The organism is Streptomyces sp. NPDC021212 (assembly GCF_044332925.1).
Classification (GTDB): Bacteria; Actinomycetota; Actinomycetes; order Streptomycetales; family Streptomycetaceae; genus Streptomyces.
In genome coordinates this window covers 271,590-290,385 of sequence record NZ_JBIRPZ010000009.1, presented here as the reverse complement: position 1 = coordinate 290,385, position 18,796 = coordinate 271,590, and the positions used below count along the sequence as shown (strand labels likewise).

Genomic DNA, 18,796 nt, shown 5'->3' with positions numbered 1-18,796 from the left:
GGTGCCGCCGGGGCGTTCGAGCGAGCGGCGGAAGCCGCCGAACCGCGAGATGAAGCGGATTAGCGCTTGCTGTACTGCGGCGCCTTGCGGGCCTTCTTCAGACCGGCCTTCTTACGCTCGGTGGCGCGGTCGTCACGGGTCAGGAAGCCGGCCTTCTTGAGCGGGCCGCGGTTGTTGTCCACGTCCGCCTCGTTCAGCGCGCGGGCGATGCCCAGGCGCAGCGCACCGGCCTGCCCGGAGACGCCGCCACCCGAGATGCGGGCGATGACGTCGTAGCGGTCGTCCAGCTCGAGCACCTTGAAGGGCTCGTTGACCTCCTGCTGGTGCACCTTGTTGGGGAAGTACCCCTCCAGGGTGCGACCGTTGATCTTCCACTGGCCGCTGCCCGGCACGATGCGGACGCGGGCGATCGCGTTCTTGCGGCGCCCGGTGCCGGCGGCCGGCTGCGGGTCACCGAAACGGGAGGCCATCGACTCGGAGGTGTACTCCGACTCGATCGTCTCCACGCTCTCGGTGGTGTACTCCTCGACATCGAGGGGGGTCTCGGCGGTGGTCTCGGCCACGATGCTCCTCAGCTTCTCTTCGTCTTAGGGGGTGGCCGGACTTACTGCGCGACCTGGGTGATCTCGAACGGGACCGGCTGCTGAGCGGCGTGCGGGTGCTGGTCACCCGAGTACACCTTCAGCTTCGAGAGCATCTGACGGCCCAGGGTGTTCTTGGGGATCATGCCCTTGATGGCCTTTTCGACGGCCTTCTCCGGGTTCTTCTCCAGCAGCTCGTCGTAGCGGACGGAGCGCAGACCACCGGGGTAGCCCGAGTGGCGGTACGCCATCTTCTGGGTCCGCTTGTTGCCGGAGAGGTGCACCTTGTCGGCGTTGATGATGATGACGAAGTCACCCGCGTCGACATGCGGCGCGTACACCGGCTTGTGCTTACCCCGCAGAAGGGTGGCGGCCTGGGTAGCCAGACGGCCGAGGACAACATCGGTGGCGTCGATGACGTGCCACTGACGCTGCACGTCGCCGGGCTTGGGGCTGTACGTACGCACGGTCGTAGCCTTCGCTTCTTCAGTGAGTGTGTCCTGACAAGGCCACCCGGACGATCACGACAGCCCTGGCCGCACCTCGGTGACGCATTCCGAGTGCCTGCCGCTGGTCATCGGCCCGGTGAACCGGCGTAACGGCCACTCACGTGAGAACGAGCAAGCCAATACGCATAACGAACATGCAGAATACCGGCCCGCCCCCACGGGGGTCAAAACGCCTCCCCGGCGGTTGACGGGTCCCCGGTGTCACCTGCCCCTATTAGGATGCGCGCCATGAGCTTTGGGCAAGGGGGGCCGTACGGGCCCGGGGGATCTCGGCAGTCGACGCCGGACTGGGCCGCCATGGCAGATCACACCGCCGCGCGCGGCCGTCGCCGCCGATGGCTCTTCGTCGGGGGCGCGGTGCTCGCGACGGCGGCCGTCGGGGCGATGGTGGCCACCGCGGTGGTCAGCAGCAACGACAAGGGCAAGTCCTCGGACGACTCGGCGAACCACCTGCCCTCGCAGCCGACGCTGCCGCGCGAGTCGGAGACGCCCGAGCCGTCGTTCTCCAATGTCGCGCCGCCGGCGCCGCCCAAGCCGCTGGACATCATCTCCGACGCGAAGCGGGACAAGGCGCCGCTGAGCGCCAGGACGCTCTTCCCGGACGAGGAGGCCGCCAAGGAGGGCCGCTCGTACGCGAAGGGGGCCACCGCCTCCACGGCGAGTTGCGCCGCGGGCACGCAGGGTGGCCTCGGGTCGGTGCTCAACGGCAACGGGTGCCGCAAGCTGCTGCGCGCCACCTTCTCCCGGGACGGCGTGGCGGTCACCGTCGGCGTCGCCGTCTTCGACGGGCGCGCGGACGCGGAGAAGGCGAAGGACGGATACAAGCCGAACGTGGCGTCGCTGCCGGGCAGCGGGGTTCCGTCGTTCTGCCGCCAGACCGCGTGCCGCACCTCGGCGAACGCGATCGGGCGGTACGCGTACTTCACGATCTCCGGCTACACCTCGGGGAAGAAGGTGACGACGTCGGACACCGAGGCGCTCCAGGCCGGGCGCGACATGGCCGACTACACCTTCCTCCGCATCCTGGCCCGCGGCAACGCGCAGGCGTCGGCGGCCGCCGGCTCCACGGGCTGACGAACCGGGGTGGAGGGCCACCTCAAGATCAAGATGGCCTGGGAGCGCGACCCCGATCACGCCGCCATGGAGGATGAGGGCGAGGACGGCTGAGGGGCCCGGGGCTACCCGTCCGCGGCCTCCATCTTTCGGACCTGACGGTCCACGACCGCCTCGGGCACCGCGGACCGGGTGGGATTCGTGAGGTTCACGCCGAAGGCCACGGTGAGCCGGGGCCCGGAGCGCACCACGGTGAAGGCGATGACGGCCTTGCCCTTCCCGCCGTCGACCATGGTGTACGCCAGCGCCTCGTCGCCCGCCGCGGGCGCGGCGAGCGAGGTCACCTTGGCGACGTCCGCCCGCTTTCCCGAGCCGTCGGTGACCGCGAATCCGCCCCCGCAGGCGGATACCGCCTTCCGCAGGTCCCCGACCGTCCGCTCGGCGTCGCCGGGACCGTACGAGGAGAGCCGGACCACGCCGGAGACGCCCGCGTCCCGCCCCGAGGCCGCGCCGTAGCTCCGGTAGACGGACGCCCGGGGCGCCGGGTCGACGCCGGTGCCCATCAGCGCGGCCAGCGGCCGGCATTCGGGCCTCAGCGCCTTGGCGTCCTTGCCGCCGTTGAACTCCCGCTCCGTCAGCTTGTCTATCCCGTAGCCCTTGAGGTCGGTCTTGGCCAGCGCGGCCCGCTCCAGGGCGGACGCCGACAGCGGCTTCGTCGCCGAGCCCTCGTCCTGGTCGGCCTTCTCCCCACCCTGGTCCGCGCCGCCGCATCCGGTCACCAGCCCCAGTGCCGCCAGGACCGCCGCCGCGGTGAGCACGCCCCGCGCCTCGGATGTCATCACACCTCTGCCCGCCCTTTGTTGACGCCCCCGCGGATACCTTCCGGCCATCCAACAACGGGGGCCGCCGGAACCCAAGGGGTCGTGAACAAGCTCTGCGGGCGCGGACTCTCCAGCGGACCGAAGGTTGCACAACTCACACTGAATTGTGGTGCATCCCATAACACCCCATGCATAAGCAACTTTTCGGCGCTCAGTCTGTCTTACCGACCGATCGTTCCTTACTCGCTCCATACCGGCATCACACCGGCGGCACACCTGCCGACCGCAGGCTCGGTCGGAATGCGAGCGGAACGCACATCCGGAGGGGAGGGCGCGTCGCGGCGGTCGAGGGCGCCGCGCGTACATCACCATGAAGATCGCTTTTCTGCTGCACAACGCCTATGGGATCGGCGGCACCATCCGGTCGACGTTCAACCTGGCCGGGGCGCTGGCCGCCCGCCACCGCGTGGAGATCGTCTCCCTGATACGCACCATCGACACCCCGGGCCTGCCCCTCCCCCGAGCCGTGCGGATCAGACCGCTGATCGACCAACGCCCGGGCGCCCCGCGCGAGTCCAGCGACCTCGGCAACCCGCTGCTGAAGCAGCCCAGCGCCCACGTTCCGGACGCGGAGTCCAAAGGCACCGTCAACTTCAACGCGCTCACCGACCAGCGGCTCGCCGCCTATCTGGCCGACACCGACGCCGATGTCGTCATCGCCACCCGCCCCGGGCTGGTGATCTGCCTCGCCGCGCTCGGGCAGGAGGGCCGCTATCTGCGAATCGGCCAGGAGCACCGGCTGTACGAGACCCACCGCGCCGAGATCCGCACCGCCTGCGACGCCGCCCTCGCCCGGCTCGACGCCAACACCTCGGTCTCCGAGGCCGACGCACGGACCCACCGCGACCGGCTGCCCGGCATCCCCACCCTGCTGACCGGGCTGCCCAACTGCGTGCCCGCCACCGGCATCGAGCCCTCCGACGGCAACGCCAAGCTGGTCGTGGCCGCCGGCCGGCTCATCCCGGTCAAGCGCTACGATCTGCTGGTCGGCGCCTGGGCCACGGTCGCCGCCAAACACCCCGACTGGCACCTGCGGATCTACGGCCGCGGCCCCCAGGCGCCCGCCCTCCGCCGCCAGATCGACGAACTCGGGCTCGCCGGACACATCTCGATGATGGGCGCCCACTCCCCCATCGAGACCGAATGGGCCAAGGGCGCGATCGCCGCCGTCACCTCCCGCGAGGAGTCGTTCGGCATGACGATCGTCGAGGCGATGCACTGCGGCGTACCCGTCGTCGCCACCGACTGCCCCCACGGGCCCGGCGAGATCATCACCAGCGGCCGGGACGGGCTGCTGGTCCCCGTCGGCGACGCCGACGCCATCGCCAAAGGACTGCTCACCCTGATCGAGGACGACCCGCTGCGCCGCTCCATGGGCGAGGCGGCGCGGGTCGCGGCGCAGCGGTATGCGCCGCCGCGGATGGCCACCGCGTACGAGGAGCTGTTCGCCGAACTCTTCGCCCGGCGCGGCCGAGCGCCCCGGACCGGCGCCCGGCCCGCGGCCGCGGTGCGCGCGTTCGGCTCCCTCGCCGCGGGCCCGGCCATGCCCCGGAAGTCCTTCAAGACCACGGTCAAGCAGCTGATCCGCAGGACGCTGCAGCCGGTCGCCTCGTGCCGCGTCGACGCCGAGGGCACCATGACCGTGCTGGTCGAGCCCGCGGACGTCCACGGCACCGGCCTCGCGCTGACCCTCACCCACCGTCGCGGCCGGGGTGCCCCGGTCCGGGTGCCGCTGCGGCCGCCGGTCGCCCCGGGCGCGCCCTGGACCGCGACGCTGGACCGCGGCGCGATCGACCTCGCCGAGGGCCGCTGGGACATGCATGTGGTGCGCCCCCTGGACGGGGCGCGCCGCCGGGTGAGGTGCCGGTTCGCCGAGGGGCGCGGGCTGGTCGGCCTCGAGCCGCTGCCCGGCTCCCCGTTCTCCTGGTGGATCCCGTACCCCACCGTCGACGGCTATCTCGCGCTGCGCGCCTGGCGCCGCCCGGCGCACGCCGAGGCCCGGGTGATCCGCGCCGAGGCCGACGGGCTCACCGTCGAGGGCACCCTGCACGGCGCCCGCTTCCCCGCCGACGCCGCCCCGAGCCTGGTCGCCACCCCGCGCGGGACGGCCCTCCCGTTCACCGTGGGCGTCACCGCGCTGGACGCGACCCGGTTCCGCTTCACCGTTCCGTACGAGCGGGTACACGCGGCGCGCGGCGCCCAGAAGTCCACCGCCGACTGGGATCTGACCCTCCGTAAGACGCCGGAGTCCACCACCGCGATCCGCATCGGCCGGGTCATCGGGGACATCCTCGACCGGCACAGGACCGACCTCCACCCGGTCACCCACGGTGTCCGGCCCTACCTCAGCAAGGCCGGGGACCTCGCCATTACCTGCGCACCGCAAGTAAATTGAGTGGGTGGGTCGGCGAGTTCGTTGCGTTTGGCTCTGGCCACGGCGGTAACACTCGGTGATGGCAAGCCTCGAGCGAGGAACATCTCTGCGGAAGGCAATCCGATGTCAGTCACGCTCATCATCCTGGTAGCGGCGCTGGTGGCCATGGTGGCGCTGGTGTTCGCGCGGCCGGTGCGGCAGAGCAGCCCGCACGGCCTCATGAACCGGTTCGGCCCCGAGTACGACCGGGCCGTCGCACGTCACGACGGCGACGCGAAGGCGGCGCAGTGGGAGCTCAGCGAGCGGCTGCGACGCTACGGCGAACTGTCGATACGGGCGCTGACGCCGGAGTCCCGGGAGCAGTACGCGGCCCGCTGGTCGGGGCTGCAGGAGCGGTTCGTCGAGTCGCCCGCGATCGCGGTGCGGGAGGCCGACCGGCTGCTCGCCACGCTGGCGGTCGAGCGCGGTTATCCGCACGAGTCCCCGGAGCAGTTGCTGGAGGCGCTGTCCGTCCGGCACGCCCAGGCGGTCGACGGCTACCGAAAGCTGCACACGGAGGCGGAGCGGGCCCGCGCGGGCCAGGAGGTCCCCACGGACCGGCTGCGGGAGGCGCTGCTCGGCGCCCACCCGCTGTTCGAGGATCTGGTCCGGGCGCAGCCGCACGACCGGGCGCTGCGGCGAAGGCGGCAGTGGCAACGGCACCACCGGCCCACGATCCTGCGGTCCTCCTGGGGACCGGGGCACTCCCCGGGTCACTCCTAGGCAACGTCAGGCCCGGACCCGGACGGCCAGCGCGAGGGTGTCGTCCGGGTGAAGGATCACGGTGTGCATATCGTCCGCGATGGCGCCGGGGATCTCCTCGATCGGGGCGTGCAGGTGCTCGTACACGGCCTCGATCAACCGCTTCTCGCCCTCCACGGGGTCCCGCCGGCTCTCGGTGAGCCCGTCGGTGTAGAGGAGCAGGAGATCGCCCGGCGCCATCTTCGCGGTCAGCAGCCGGTCGCTTCCCGGCATCGGGAAGCCGATCCCGCGTCCCCGCGCCTCCAGATAGCGCGCCGTTCCGTCGGCGCGCGTCAGCAGCGCGGGCGGATGGCTGCCGTTGGCCACCCACAGCTCACCGGTGGCGGGGTTGATCCGGGCCAGCAGGACGGTGGCCATCACGCTGCGGTCGAACGGCAGCAGGATCTCGTCGGTGCGGGCGACGATCGACTGGAGGTGATGGCCCTCCAGCGCGAGGGTGCGCACCGCGTGGGTCACGTTGAGCGCGCCGCGGGTGCTGGTCACCCCGTGGCCGAGCGCGTCCACGACGGTGATGTGGACGGTGCCGTCGGGCAGCGTGAACCAGTCGTACAGGTCGCCGCCGGTGGGCGCGTCGGTGCCCGCGGGCTCGTAGTGGACGGCGAGTTCGAGCCCTTCGACCTCCAGGGGCGACGGGCGCAGCGCGTCCTCCAGCTCGCGCAGGGTCTGTCCGTGGGCCTTGCGCAGCTGGGCGTCGCGCTCGTCGAGCTGGACGTAGAGGGCGAGCACACCGCTGTTGGTCTCGGCGAGTTCGTCCTTGAGGCGGCGGTGTTCGGCGGAGAGCGCGTCGGTGCGGGCCACCACGGCGCGCAGCTCCTCCTCCACCAGCGCCGCGTCGTCGGCCGGGTCCGTCGCCGGCAGGTCGGCCGCCGGGGCCGCCGGGAGCCGCCACACCACCTCCCGGCCGGTCACCGCGTCGGCCGGCAGCGGCAGCGCGGCGGCGGCCTCGGCGGACGGCAGGGCCGCCGACCCGTCTAAACCGAGCGCCAGCGTGAGCAGGCCGGGCCGGTCGTCGTCATCGCACTGGAACGTCCAGCTCAGCGAGGTGTGCCCGGACGCGCCCAGGGCCGGTGCCGCGACGGTCGCGACGGACAGCACGAGCCGTCCGCGCGAGCCGGGGTCCAGGGAGTGGTCACGGGCGATGCGGCGCACGGCCCGGCTGAGCCCGTCCGCCGTGTCGCAGCCGATGGTCCGGGTGGTCATGGGCGCCTCTGTGGGGACCGGGCCGTGAGAACCGTGGCATCGTCGCGGACGCGGCGATGGCCGTGGGCGACTGCGGCGGACAGCAGGGACGGCGGGAGCCGGAGCAGAAACGGTGACGGATCGCGCGCCCATCCGGCGTCGATGCCGTCGCTGTGGAGCACCGCCGTCGCGCCCGGCGGCAGCGGGAAGCGGTGGACGTGCGGGGTGGGCATGGACCAGCCGACGACGCCGGGCTGTCCGGTGAGCCGGGACTGGACGCCCTGGTGGGTCAGGGCCAGCACGCGGACGTTGCCGATGCCGCAGTACTCGGCGTGGTCCGCGTGGAGGCGCAGCAGCCCGGCCGCGGCCCCGCGGGTGTGCCGCAGGGCGCGGTGCATGCCGGCCACCAGCTCGCCCAGCGGCCGCCCGGGGTCGGCGTGGAAGGCGCGCAGCGCGAGACCGGCCGCCTCCGCGGCCTGGGTCCCGTGGCCCAGACCGTCGAGGACGGCGGCGGTGCGGCTGTCGCCGGTGTCGGCGACGGCACGGGCGTCGCCGCAGTCCTCCTCCCCGTCGACGGCCAGGCACACCGAACCGACGCCCTGGAGCGCGGCGCCCCGGTCGCCGGGCGGGGTGAGCCGGGCGCAGGCCCAGGTGCCGACCTCGGCGCCGGCTTCCGTGCCGGTGCGGATGAGGAAGTGGGTGGCGAGCCGGGTCACCGCGCCGAGCCCCACGCCGAGGGTTCCGGCGGTGGTGTAGCCGTCCGCGAGGCAGCGCTCCAGCTCGGCCATGCCGGGGCCGCGGTCGGCGGCCAGGATCTCCACGCCCTCGCCGAGCGGCACCGGCTGGATGTAGAGGGTGCCGTCGCTGGCGTGCTTGTCGAGGTTGGTGGCCAGCTCCGAGGCGACCACCGCCGCCTGGTCGGGCAGCGCGCCGGGCAGCCCGCACGCCCGCGCCGTACGCCGCGCCGTCTCGGCCGCCAGGTGGACCGCGCTGTGGTGGTCGATCCGTACCTGGGCGGTGTGGGGCACCGTCGCAACGGTCACCGGACCGTCCACCGGGTGGCGACCACGACCGTGCCCTGCCCGGCGCCGGTGTGCACCGTGAACTCGTCCATCAGCCGACGGGCGCCGCCCAGCCCGTGGCCGAGCCCCGAGCCGGTGGTGAAGCCGTCGGTGAGCGCCGTGTCGAGGTCCGCGATGCCCGGCCCGTCGTCCTTGACGACCAGCCGCAGCCCGCGCCCGGCGGGGCCGCGCACCTGCTCGATCGTCAGGGTGCCGCCCCCGCCGTGGACATAGGCGTTACGGGCCAGCTCGCTCGCCGCCGTGACCACCCGGGTCTGGTCGACGATCCCGAACCCGGCCTCGACGGTGGCCGCGCGCACCGCGTGCCGCACCGTCAGCAGATCCTCCTCGGTACGGACCTGATGGGTCACGGGCGCGCCCGCCTCGCCGTCGCCCGCGCGGAGCGCCGGGGACGGCCGGGAAGCGACGGCGGACTCACCGGGCAGCGCCACGTCAGGACCCTCCCAGGGGTTCCTGGGCCTGGCGCCACCCCAGCGCGGCCAGGCCCTGTTCCGGGTTGAGCGCGGTCTCCACACCGACCAGTTCGATACCCAGCTCGACCAGGGTGATCGCCACCGGGGGCCGCATGCCCGCCACGATCACCCGGGCGCCCAGCAGCCGGGACACCGTGGTCAGCTCCATCAGGGTGCGCGCCACGAAGGAGTCGATGATCTCCAGCCGGGAGATGTCGATGAGCACCCCCCGCGCCCCCTCGGCGGAGATGCGGGCCGTCAGCTCCTCGGTGAAGGCGATGGCGGCCCGGTCGTCCAGCTCGTTGAGCAGTCCGGTGACCAGGACATCGCCCAGCCGCAGGATCGGCACGCCCATCGGGCGGTGTTCGCTCACCGGCTCTCCCCCGCGTCGCCACCCGGTCCGGGGCCGTCGATCAGCTTGATCGCGGCGGCCAGCGCGTCGGCCAGCGTCGCCCGCGTGAGGATGGTGGACAGATCGATGCCGAGCTGGGCGATGGTCTGCGCGATGGACGGCCGGATGCCGCTGATCACACAGTCCGCGCCCATCAGCCGCACCGCGTTGACGGTCTGCATCAGGTGCTGGGCGACGGCGGTGTCCACCGTCGAGACGCCCGTGATGTCGATGATCGCGACCAGCGCCTCATGGTCCTGTATCGCCTGGAGCAGGTTCTCCATGACGATCTGGGTCCGCGCGGTGTCCAGCGTGCCGATCAGCGGCACCGCCAGCACCTGCTTCCACAGCCGCACCACCGGCGTGGACAGCTCCATCAGCTGCTGGCTCTGCCGCCGGATGATCTCCTCGCGGCCCTCCACATACGTCTCGAAGGACAGGGCCCCGGCCACATCGAGCAGCCGGTTGATGAAGACCGCCGTGGCGAACAGCTCCTCGGCGTCCCGGGTCTCCCGCTGGACGGCCTTCAGCAGCGCCTCCTTGAGCGCCAGCACGGCCAGCGAGGTGGCGGTCGGGGTCGCCCCGGCCCGCGCGCGGCGCAGGGACAGCCCGACGACCGCCTCGTGCAGCCCAGGGTGGGAGGTGACGACCCGCTCCACCGGGACGTCGCTCTCCAGCCCCGGCACCAGCGCGTCGATCAACGAGTCGGCCTCCTCGCGGAGTTCGGCCTCGCTGATGTCGGTGCCGAGCAGCGCCTGCTCCAGCTGGAGGGCGACCCAGCGGTCGGCGATCTCCTCGTCACGCTCCTGCAGAGCCCTCGTCAGCTGTTCACGTACGGCGGCCTCACTGGTACTCACGCGGTCTACGTCCCTTCCCGGTCGGCCACCCGGACTCTGCGGCGCAAATGTTATCGATCTCCTGTGCTCCGGCTCCAGACACAGATGCGCGAAATCGTCTACCCGCTGATCGCGACCACACACCCGTCGCAGGTCAGCAGCAGCCCGCACCCGGAAGTGAACGCTTGTTGCGAGCTTCCTTGTTCCGGGCCGCGAGCAGGTCGTCGGCCGGGTAGCCGACCTCTTCGAGGGTGAGTCCGTGGGGGCGTACGACATGGACCGCCGAGTCCCGCACCCCCGCCGCCAGCACCTTCCCCGGCCAGTCCACCGGGCGGTGGCCGTCGCCCACGAACAGCAGCGCGCCGACCAGCGAGCGGACCATGTTGTGGCAGAAGGCGTCGGCCCGCACGGTCGCCGTGATCACCCCGTCCGCGCCGCGTTCCCAGCTCAGCTTCTGGAGGGTGCGGATGGTGGTGGCGCCGTCCCGCCGCTTGCAGTACGCGGCGAAGTCGTGCTCGCCGAGCAGCGGCGTCGAGGCCGCGTTCATGGCGTCCACGTCCAGCGGCCAGTCGTGCCACAGCACATGGCCGCGCAGCAGCGGATCGACCCCGCCCGGGTGGTCCACCACCCGGTAGGCGTACCGCCGCCAGACGGCCGAGAAGCGCGCGTTGAAACCGGGCGGCGCCTCGGCGACCCGCCGGACCCGTACGTCGTGCGGCAGCCGCCCCGCCAGCCGGCGCAGCAGCTTGTCCCGGTGCCCGGCCCAGACCTCCTCCGGCAGATCGACGTGCGCGACCTGCCCGCGGGCGTGCACCCCGGCGTCGGTGCGACCCGCCACGGTCAGCTCATACGTCTCCGACGACCGGGTCACCGTGCGCAGGGCGCTCTCCAGCTCGCCCTGGACGGTGCGCCGCTCGCGCTGCTTGGCCCAGCCCGAGAAGTCCTTGCCGTCGTAACTCAGATCCAGCCGGATCCGTACGAAACCGGGCGCCGCCTCGTCACTCACGCAACGTTCCTCTCAACCCCTCGCAACGCGGAACGGGCCCGCACCCAGAATCTGGGGGCGGGCCCGTCCGTTCGAACAAGCCTCGGACGTCAGGCGTCCTTGGACTCCTCGGCCGGAGCCTCAGTGGCCTCGGCCTCGGCGGCCTCGTCCTTCTTGAGGTCCGCGACGGCCTGGTCGCCGGCGGCGTCCTTCGCGGTGCGCTTGGTGGCGGCCTCGGCCTCGCCGACCGCCTCCTGCTGCACGGTCAGGGCCTCGACCAGCTCGATGACCGCCATCGGGGCGTTGTCGCCACGACGGTTGCCGATCTTGGTGATGCGGGTGTAGCCACCCGGCCGGTTCTCGTAGCGCGGCCCGATCTCGGTGAAGAGAGTGTGCACGACGCTCTTGTCGCGGATGGTCTGGAGCACCAGACGGCGGTTGTGAAGGTCGCCCTTCTTCGCCTTGGTGACCAGCTTCTCCGCGACCGGGCGCAGGCGGCGGGCCTTCGCCTCGGTGGTGGTGATCCGGCCGTGCTCGAACAGCGCGGTGGCGAGGTTCGCCAGCAGGAGCCGCTCGTGCGCAGCGCTGCCGCCCAGACGGGCGCCCTTGGCGGGCTTCGGCATGTGTATCTCCTAGATGTCTGCACCGGCCGTGTCAGGTACCGGTGTCAGTTACCGACGAGCGAGTGCCCGCCGGAGGTCTCAGTACTGCTCGGTCTCGACGAAACCGGCGTCCGCGTCGTCGTCCGCGCCGAAGGCGTCCGCGGCGGCGGTCGGGTCGAATCCGGGCGGGCTGTCCTTGAGCGCGAGGCCCATACCGGCCAGCTTCGCCTTGACCTCGTCGATCGACTTGGCGCCGAAGTTGCGGATGTCGAGCAGGTCCGCCTCGGACCGCGCGACCAGCTCGCCCACGGAGTGGATGCCCTCGCGCTTGAGGCAGTTGTACGAACGGACCGTGAGCTCCAGCTCCTCGATCGGCAGCGCCAGATCGGCGGCCAGGGCGGCGTCCGTCGGGGACGGGCCCATGTCGATGCCCTCGGCGTCCACGTTCAGCTCGCGGGCCAGGCCGAACAGCTCGACCAGGGTCTTACCGGCCGACGCCATGGCGTCGCGCGGGCGCATGGCCTGCTTGGTCTCGACGTCGACGATCAGCTTGTCGAAGTCGGTGCGCTGCTCGACACGGGTCGCCTCGACCTTGTAGGTGACCTTGAGGACCGGCGAGTAGATCGAGTCGACCGGAATCCGGCCGATCTCCTGGCCGACCTGCTTGTTCTGCACGGCCGAGACGTAGCCGCGACCGCGCTCGACGGTCAGCTCCATCTCCAGCTTGCCCTTGCCGTTCAGCGTGGCCAGGACCAGGTCCGGGTTGTGCACCTCGACACCGGCCGGCGGGGCGATGTCGGCGGCGGTGACCAGACCCGGGCCCTGCTTGCGCAGGTACATCACGACCGGCTCGTCGTGCTCCGAGGAGACGACCAGCTGCTTGATGTTGAGGATCAGGTCGGTGACGTCCTCCTTGACGCCCGGCACGGTGGTGAACTCGTGCAGGACCCCGTCGATCCGGATGGACGTGACCGCCGCACCGGGGATCGAGGAGAGGAGCGTACGACGCAGGGAGTTTCCGAGGGTGTAGCCGAAGCCCGGCTCCAGCGGCTCGATCACGAACCGGGAGCGGAACTCGTCGACGACCTCTTCGGTCAACGAGGGACGCTGAGCGATCAGCATGGGGTTTCCTCCAGTCTCCGGCGCCCGCTATTTGACGCCGAACCCTTCTATGGTACGGGCGGTACGTGCCAAACGGCGCCGTACCGCCCGACCTGCATATCAGCCGGCTCCGCCGGCGGGTCACCCTCTACTTACTTGGAGTAGAGCTCGACGATCAGCTGCTCCTGCACCTGGGTGTCGATCACCTGGCGCTCGGGCATCGAGTGCACGAGGATGCGCAGCTGCGACGGAATGGCCTCCAGCCATGCCGGCACGGTGCGGTCACCCGCCTCGGCCACGGCCACCTGGAAGGGGGTCATGGTCCGGGACTTCGGACGAACCTCGACGATGTCGTTCACGGCGACGCGGGCCGACGGGATGTCGGTCTTGACGCCGTTCACGATGAAGTGGCCGTGACGGACCAGCTGGCGGGCGTGGTCCCGGGACTTGGCGAAGCCCGCCCGGTAGACCACGTTGTCCAGCCGCGTCTCGAGGATGCGAAGAAGGTTCTCACCGGTCTTGCCGGACTTCTTGTTCGCCTCCGCGTAGTAGCCACGGAACTGCTTCTCAAGGACGCCGTAAATGCGGGTCGCCTTCTGCTTCTCTCGGAGCTGCAGCAGGTACTCGCTGTCCTTGGTGCGCCCGCGACCGTGCTCACCCGGGGGGTAAGGACGGATCTCGATCGGGCACTTTGCGCTCTCGCACTTGCTCCCCTTGAGGAAGAGCTTCTGCTTTTCCCGACGGCAACGCTTGCAGTCGGCCCCGGTGTAACGCGCCATTTTCTAGTTGTCTCCTACTTCAGCCGGTCAGACGCGCCGGCGCTTGGGCGGGCGGCATCCGTTGTGCGGAGTCGGAGTGACGTCCTGGATCGAACCCACCTCCAGGCCGGTGGCCTGGAGCGAGCGGATCGCGGTCTCACGGCCGGAGCCCGGACCCTTGACGAACACGTCGACCTTGCGCATGCCGTGCTCCTGCGCGCGGCGGGCGGCCGACTCGGCGGCCATCTGCGCGGCGAACGGAGTGGACTTGCGCGAGCCCTTGAAGCCGACGTGGCCGGCAGAGGCCCAAGAAATCACGTTCCCGGTCGGGTCCGTGATCGAAACGATGGTGTTGTTGAACGTGCTCTTGATGTGAGCGTGCCCGTGGGCGACGTTCTTCTTCTCCTTGCGGCGCACCTTCTTGGCGCCGGCCGTCCTGCTCTTCGGAGGCATTCCTGAATTCTCCCGTGGAGGTGGTCGGTCCTACAGCTCGGACCGCTTGGCAGCGTCCGGTGCGGACTACTTCTTGCCCGGCTTCTTCTTACCGGCGATCGCGCGACGCGGGCCCTTGCGGGTGCGGGCGTTGGTGCTGGTGCGCTGGCCGTGGACCGGCAGGCCGCGGCGGTGACGCAGGCCCTGGTAGCAGCCGATCTCCACCTTGCGGCGGATGTCGGCCTGAATCTCACGACGGAGGTCACCCTCGGTCTTGATGTTGTTGTCCACGTACTCGCGGATCTTGACCAGGTCCTCTTCGGCCAGGTCGCGAACGCGGGTGTCCGGGTTCACACCGGTGTTGGCGAGCGTCTGCTGGGCAAGGGTGCGACCGATGCCGAAGACGTAGGTGAGGGCGACCTCGACGCGCTTTTCGCGCGGGAGGTCAACGCCTGCGAGGCGTGCCATGAATCTGGCTCCAGATGGTTGTCGGAGGTCTTCCACAGCACCTCTCCCGACCGCGCGGGCCGGGTCCCCGGCCTCCGACCGGGGGTGTCGCTCCCACCGGAGCGGGAACGGGTGACTGTGTATATACGTACAGCTATGCGTCGCGCGAAGATTGCTGCGAGAAGTGCAGGTCTGCGGCCGGCGTGCGTCAGCCCTGGCGCTGCTTGTGGCGCAGGTTGTCGCAAATGACCATGACCCGGCCGTGGCGGCGGATCACCTTGCACTTGTCGCAGATCTTCTTGACGCTCGGCTTGACCTTCATGGTGTGAGGTTCTCCGGGTCGTGAGATCTACTTGTAGCGGTAGACGATCCGTCCGCGCGTGAGGTCGTACGGAGACAGCTCCACGACCACCCGGTCATCGGGCAGGATGCGAATGTAGTGCATGCGCATCTTGCCGCTGATGTGCGCGAGGACCTTGTGACCGTTCTGCAGTTCCACCTTGAACATCGCGTTCGGCAGAGACTCGATCACGGTGCCCTCGATTTCGATGGCGCCTTGCTTCTTGGCCATGTCCTGCTTTCGGGATCGGCTACCTTGATCGGCTCGCGACATGCGGGAGGGCATGCGTGAGCCGACGTGTCAGTCTACGTCAGGGCATCCCGAAACACGAATCCGGGGCAGCATGCCCGGATTCCGCGGTGTTTATGCCAACGAAGATCACGCAGGGCGACAGGTTACGGCCGGATCAGGCCAGCGGGTCCGGCGCGGCCTCGACGCCCAGCTCGGCCAGCTTCGCCTTGCCGCCGTCCACGGCGGTCAGCACCAGCGGGCCCTCCTCGGTCAGCGCGACCGAGTGCTCCCAGTGGCTGGACCAGCTGCCGTCGTCCGTCTTGACGGTCCAGTCGTCGGCGAGGACGTGCGTCTTCGCGGTGCCGAGGCTCACCATCGGCTCGATCGCGATGCAGAAGCCGGGCACCAGCTTCGGGCCCTTGCCGCGCTTGCGGGAGACATAGTTCAGCAGGTGCGGGTCCATGTGCATCTGGCTGCCGATGCCGTGGCCGCCGTAGTCCTCGACGATCCCGTACTTGCCGGAGGACGGACGCGGCTGGCGCCGGATGTAGCCCTCGATCGCCCTGGAGATGTCGATCAGCCGGTTGCCCTTGCGGACCGCGGCGATCCCGGCCCACATCGACTCCTCGGTGACCCGGCTCAGCTCGTGCAGCTCCGGGGCGTGGCCCTCGCCGACGAAGACGGTGAAGGCGGCGTCCCCGTGCCAGCCGTCGATGATCGCGCCCGCGTCGATGGAGAGGAGGTCGCCGTCCTTCAGCACGGTCTCCCGGTCCGGGATGCCATGGACGACGATGTCGTTCACCGAGGTGCAGATGGTCGCGGGGAAGCCGCCGTAGCCCAGGAAGTTCGACTTGGCACCGTGGTCGGCGATCACCTTGCGGGCGACGTCGTCCAGGTCCTTGGTGGAGGCGCCGGGCACGGCGGCCGCACGCGTCGCCTCGTGGATGGCGGCGACGACCAGCCCCGCCTCACGCATCTTCGCGATCTGCTCGGCCGTCTTGATCTCCACCATGGGGTGCCTTCCGGGGTCGGTCTCTGGTGCGGTCTGTGCCGTGACGTATCTGCTCAACAGTACGGCCGTGGTGCCCCTGCCGGGGCTCCACGGCCGTACACCGGTCCTCGCGACCGCTTAGGCGGCCTTGGCCGCCAGGGCGCCCATCGCGCGCTGGGTCACGTCGGGCACCGCGCCGAGCGCCGGGATCGTCACGACCTGGCCCTTGGCCCGGTAGTAGTCGATGATCGGCTCGGTCTCGCGGTGGTAGACCTCAAGGCGCTTGCGGACGGTTTCCTCGCTGTCGTCCTCGCGCTGGTACAACTCGCCGCCGCACACGTCGCACACGCCCTCGGCCTCGGGCTTCTTGTACTCCACGTGGAAGGTGTGCGCGCTGTCGTTGCGGCAGGTGCGGCGGCCGGCGATGCGCTTGACCACCTCGTCCTCCGGGACCTCCAGGTCCAGCACCGCGTCCAGCGTCAGCTCGTTGGCCCGCAGGAAGGCGTCCAGCGCCTCGGCCTGGGCCACGTTGCGCGGGAAGCCGTCGAGCAGGAAGCCGCCCGCGGCGTCCGGCTGGCGCATCCGGTCCTCGGCCATGCCGACCGTGACCTCGTCCGGGACCAGCTGGCCGGCCCGCATGTACTCCTGCGCCTGCTTGCCGAGCGGTGTGCCCTGGCTGATGTTCGCGCGGAAGAGGTCGCCCGTGGAGATGTGCGGGATCGACAGGTTCTTGGCCAGGTACGTGGCTTGCGTACCCTTACCGGCTCCTGGAGGCCCGACGAGGACGATTCGCATCAGCGGAGGAACCCTTCGTAGTGTCGCTGCTGAAGCTGGCTCTCGATCTGCTTCACGGTCTCCAGGCCGACACCCACGATGATCAGGATGCTCGTACCGCCGAACGGGAAGTTCTGATTCGCGTTGAGCGTCACGAGCGCCACCGTGGGCACCAGGGCGATCAGACCCAGATAGAGCGCACCGGGCCACGTGATGCGGTTCAGCACGTAGCTCAGATACTCAGCAGTGGGACGACCAGCCCGAATACCCGGGATGAACCCACCATACTTCTTCATGTTGTCGGCAACTTCTTCGGGGTTGAAGCTGATGGCGACGTAGAAGAACGCGAAGAAGACGATCAGCAGGAAGTACGCGGTGATGTAGATCGGGTGGTCGCCCTTGACCAGGTTCTGCGAGATCCACTGCGCCCAGCCGGCCTTGGACTGGCTGAACTGGACGATCAGCGCGGGAATGTAGAGCAGGGACGAGGCGAAGATCACGGGGATGACGCCCGCCTGGTTCACCTTCATCGGGATGTAGGTGGACGTGCCGCCGTAACTGCGACGGCCGATCATCCGCTTGGCGTACTGCACCGGGATGCGGCGCTGCGCCTGCTCGACGAAGACCACCAGGCCGACCATGGCCAGGCCACAGACGATCACGAGGCCGAACTCCAGCCAGCCGCCCATGATCTTGCCCTGCTGCTTGATGCTCCACATGGCGCTGGGGAAACCGGCGGCGATCGAGACGAACATCAGGATCGACATGCCGTTGCCGATGCCGCGGTCGGTGACCAGCTCACCGAGCCACATGATCAGCGCGGTGCCGGCGGTCATCGTGATGACCATCACGGCGGTGGTGAAGATCGAATCGTCCCGGACGATCTGACTGCCGACCGGGCAGCTCTGGAACAGAGAACCGCTGCGCGCGGTGGCGACCAGGCCCGTGCCCTGGAGGATCGCCAGCGCGACGGTCAGGTAACGGGTGTACTGCGTGATCTTCGCCTGCCCCGTCTGGCCCTCTTTCTTGAGGGCCTCCAGACGTGGGATCACCACGGTCAGCAGCTGCAGGATGATGCTCGCCGTGATGTACGGCATGATCCCGAGCGCGAAGATGGTGATCTGGAGCAGTGCGCCGCCACTGAACATGTTGACCAGGCCGAACAGCCCCTGCTGGCCCTTTGCCAAGTCCATGCACGTCTGGACGTTCTTGTAGTCGATGCCCGGGATCGGGACGTGTTGCCCGAGCCGGAACAGCACGATGATGCCCAGCGTGAACAGCAGCTTCTTGCGCAGGTCGGGCGTCTTGAACGCCCGGGCGAACGCGGTGAGCACGGTGCCTCCTGCGCCCCCCGCGGTTCGTTGCGCGAGAGGTGACGGTCTTGAGGATCGACGAATACTTATCAGCCAGGACCCGTACGAAGACGTACCGCACGGAAGGTAACAACGCATGCCACCTTACCGGCGACCTGGCTCCCCTAGGAACGACCAACCGGGGATGCCCCGTATCTGGGGCATCCCCGGCCAGTTTCGCACGTTGCTCAGACGAGCTCGGTGACGGTGCCGCCGGCGGCGGTGATCTTCTCCTTGGCGGAGCCGGAGACGGCGTCGACCGTCACCTGGAGCGCCACGGAGACCTCACCGGAGCCCAGCACCTTGACGAGCTGGTTCTTGCGCACCGCACCCTTGGCGACCAGGTCGGCCACCGTGACCTCGCCACCCTGCGGGTAGAGCGCGGCCAGCTTGTCCAGGTTGACGACCTGGTACTCGGTGCGGAAGGGGTTCTTGAAGCCCTTCAGCTTCGGGAGCCGCATGTGGAGGGGCATCTGCCCACCCTCGAAGCGCTCCGGAACCTGGTAACGGGCCTTGGTGCCCTTGGTACCACGACCAGCGGTCTTACCCTTGGACGCCTCACCACGACCGACACGGGTCTTGGCGGTCTTGGCGCCCGGGGCGGGCCGGAGGTTGTGGACCTTCAGCGGGTTGTTCTCCGCCAT

Annotated in this window: 23 protein-coding genes; 3 read left to right on the top strand and 20 right to left on the bottom strand. The window is 70.1% G+C overall.

Features of this window, described 5'->3' with window-relative positions; all coding sequences use genetic code 11:
• Positions 1-59: 59 nt before the first annotated feature.
• Entirely contained in the window at positions 60-563 is a 504-nt protein-coding gene (gene rpsI / locus ACH4SI_RS25165; RefSeq protein WP_398299204.1) for a 30S ribosomal protein S9, read from the bottom strand.
• 41 nt (positions 564-604) lie between these two features.
• Positions 605-1,048 carry a 50S ribosomal protein L13 gene (gene rplM, locus ACH4SI_RS25160; protein WP_009715840.1) on the bottom strand — a complete coding sequence of 148 codons (444 nt, stop codon included), beginning with the start codon at positions 1,046-1,048 and terminating at the stop codon, positions 605-607.
• A 270-nt stretch (positions 1,049-1,318) separates the two neighbouring features.
• Between rplM and ACH4SI_RS25155 the strand changes: the two genes are divergently transcribed.
• Entirely contained in the window at positions 1,319-2,164 is an 846-nt protein-coding gene (locus ACH4SI_RS25155) for a hypothetical protein (RefSeq protein ID WP_398299202.1), read from the top strand.
• A 104-nt stretch (positions 2,165-2,268) separates the two neighbouring features.
• Here the strand turns inward: ACH4SI_RS25155 and ACH4SI_RS25150 are convergent, their stop codons facing one another.
• On the bottom strand, positions 2,269-2,982 hold the full coding sequence (locus tag ACH4SI_RS25150) for a hypothetical protein (protein ID WP_398299200.1): 714 nt from the start codon (positions 2,980-2,982) through the stop codon (positions 2,269-2,271).
• A 352-nt stretch (positions 2,983-3,334) separates the two neighbouring features.
• On the opposite strand from ACH4SI_RS25150, the gene ACH4SI_RS25145 reads away from it, so the two are divergent.
• Together ACH4SI_RS25145 and ACH4SI_RS25140 are read left to right on the top strand one after the other, a co-directional pair.
• Positions 3,335-5,419 (top strand): glycosyltransferase family 4 protein, encoded by a 2,085-nt coding sequence (locus ACH4SI_RS25145; RefSeq protein ID WP_398299198.1) that lies wholly within the window; start codon positions 3,335-3,337, stop codon positions 5,417-5,419.
• Between the two features lie 102 nt (positions 5,420-5,521).
• On the top strand, positions 5,522-6,160 hold the full coding sequence (locus ACH4SI_RS25140; RefSeq protein WP_398299196.1) for a hypothetical protein: 639 nt from the start codon (positions 5,522-5,524) through the stop codon (positions 6,158-6,160).
• 6 nt (positions 6,161-6,166) lie between these two features.
• Here ACH4SI_RS25140 and ACH4SI_RS25135 read toward each other — a convergent pair whose 3' ends face one another.
• The 17 genes from ACH4SI_RS25135 to rplO form a co-directional block, all read right to left on the bottom strand.
• Entirely contained in the window at positions 6,167-7,399 is a 1,233-nt protein-coding gene (locus ACH4SI_RS25135; RefSeq protein ID WP_398299194.1) for a PP2C family protein-serine/threonine phosphatase, read from the bottom strand.
• Positions 7,396-8,421 carry a SpoIIE family protein phosphatase gene (locus tag ACH4SI_RS25130; protein WP_398299192.1) on the bottom strand — a complete coding sequence of 342 codons (1,026 nt, stop codon included), beginning with the start codon at positions 8,419-8,421 and terminating at the stop codon, positions 7,396-7,398. Before ACH4SI_RS25130 ends, ACH4SI_RS25135 begins: the two co-directional genes overlap by 4 nt.
• Positions 8,418-8,891: an ATP-binding protein gene (locus ACH4SI_RS25125; RefSeq protein WP_398299190.1), complete on the bottom strand. Its 474-nt coding sequence runs from the start codon at positions 8,889-8,891 to the stop codon at positions 8,418-8,420. The genes ACH4SI_RS25130 and ACH4SI_RS25125 overlap by 4 nt, the downstream gene beginning before the upstream one ends.
• 1 nt (position 8,892) lies before the next feature.
• A complete protein-coding gene (locus ACH4SI_RS25120) occupies positions 8,893-9,267 on the bottom strand; it encodes an STAS domain-containing protein (RefSeq protein WP_398299498.1) in 375 nt (124 codons plus the stop codon).
• A gap of 14 nt (positions 9,268-9,281) precedes the next feature.
• The gene (locus ACH4SI_RS25115) at positions 9,282-10,160 is read right to left on the bottom strand and encodes an STAS domain-containing protein (RefSeq protein ID WP_398299188.1); all 879 of its coding nucleotides are present in this window, start codon (positions 10,158-10,160) and stop codon (positions 9,282-9,284) included.
• 133 nt (positions 10,161-10,293) lie between these two features.
• A complete protein-coding gene (gene truA / locus ACH4SI_RS25110) occupies positions 10,294-11,145 on the bottom strand; it encodes a tRNA pseudouridine(38-40) synthase TruA (protein WP_398299186.1) in 852 nt (283 codons plus the stop codon).
• Positions 11,146-11,234: 89 nt separating this feature from the next.
• The gene (gene rplQ / locus ACH4SI_RS25105) at positions 11,235-11,747 is read right to left on the bottom strand and encodes a 50S ribosomal protein L17 (RefSeq protein ID WP_398299184.1); all 513 of its coding nucleotides are present in this window, start codon (positions 11,745-11,747) and stop codon (positions 11,235-11,237) included.
• Between the two features lie 78 nt (positions 11,748-11,825).
• On the bottom strand, positions 11,826-12,848 hold the full coding sequence (locus tag ACH4SI_RS25100) for a DNA-directed RNA polymerase subunit alpha (RefSeq protein WP_009715858.1): 1,023 nt from the start codon (positions 12,846-12,848) through the stop codon (positions 11,826-11,828).
• A 131-nt stretch (positions 12,849-12,979) separates the two neighbouring features.
• Complete coding sequence (rpsD, locus tag ACH4SI_RS25095; RefSeq protein WP_398299182.1) at positions 12,980-13,606, bottom strand: 30S ribosomal protein S4; 627 nt, start codon at positions 13,604-13,606, stop codon at positions 12,980-12,982.
• 27 nt (positions 13,607-13,633) lie between these two features.
• Complete coding sequence (rpsK, locus tag ACH4SI_RS25090; protein ID WP_009715860.1) at positions 13,634-14,038, bottom strand: 30S ribosomal protein S11; 405 nt, start codon at positions 14,036-14,038, stop codon at positions 13,634-13,636.
• A gap of 66 nt (positions 14,039-14,104) precedes the next feature.
• Entirely contained in the window at positions 14,105-14,485 is a 381-nt protein-coding gene (gene rpsM, locus ACH4SI_RS25085) for a 30S ribosomal protein S13 (RefSeq protein ID WP_009715861.1), read from the bottom strand.
• Between the two features lie 187 nt (positions 14,486-14,672).
• Positions 14,673-14,786, bottom strand: a complete 114-nt coding sequence (rpmJ, locus tag ACH4SI_RS25080; protein WP_003956441.1) for a 50S ribosomal protein L36 — start codon at positions 14,784-14,786, stop codon at positions 14,673-14,675.
• A gap of 27 nt (positions 14,787-14,813) precedes the next feature.
• Entirely contained in the window at positions 14,814-15,035 is a 222-nt protein-coding gene (infA, locus tag ACH4SI_RS25075) for a translation initiation factor IF-1 (RefSeq protein WP_003956442.1), read from the bottom strand.
• Positions 15,036-15,210: 175 nt separating this feature from the next.
• Positions 15,211-16,047: a type I methionyl aminopeptidase gene (gene map / locus ACH4SI_RS25070; protein ID WP_398299179.1), complete on the bottom strand. Its 837-nt coding sequence runs from the start codon at positions 16,045-16,047 to the stop codon at positions 15,211-15,213.
• A gap of 117 nt (positions 16,048-16,164) precedes the next feature.
• Positions 16,165-16,821, bottom strand: coding sequence for an adenylate kinase (locus ACH4SI_RS25065; protein ID WP_398299177.1), 657 nt, complete (start codon positions 16,819-16,821; stop codon positions 16,165-16,167).
• Entirely contained in the window at positions 16,821-18,134 is a 1,314-nt protein-coding gene (secY, locus tag ACH4SI_RS25060) for a preprotein translocase subunit SecY (protein WP_398299175.1), read from the bottom strand. Before secY ends, ACH4SI_RS25065 begins: the two co-directional genes overlap by 1 nt.
• A gap of 206 nt (positions 18,135-18,340) precedes the next feature.
• Entirely contained in the window at positions 18,341-18,796 is a 456-nt protein-coding gene (gene rplO, locus ACH4SI_RS25055) for a 50S ribosomal protein L15 (RefSeq protein ID WP_059148967.1), read from the bottom strand.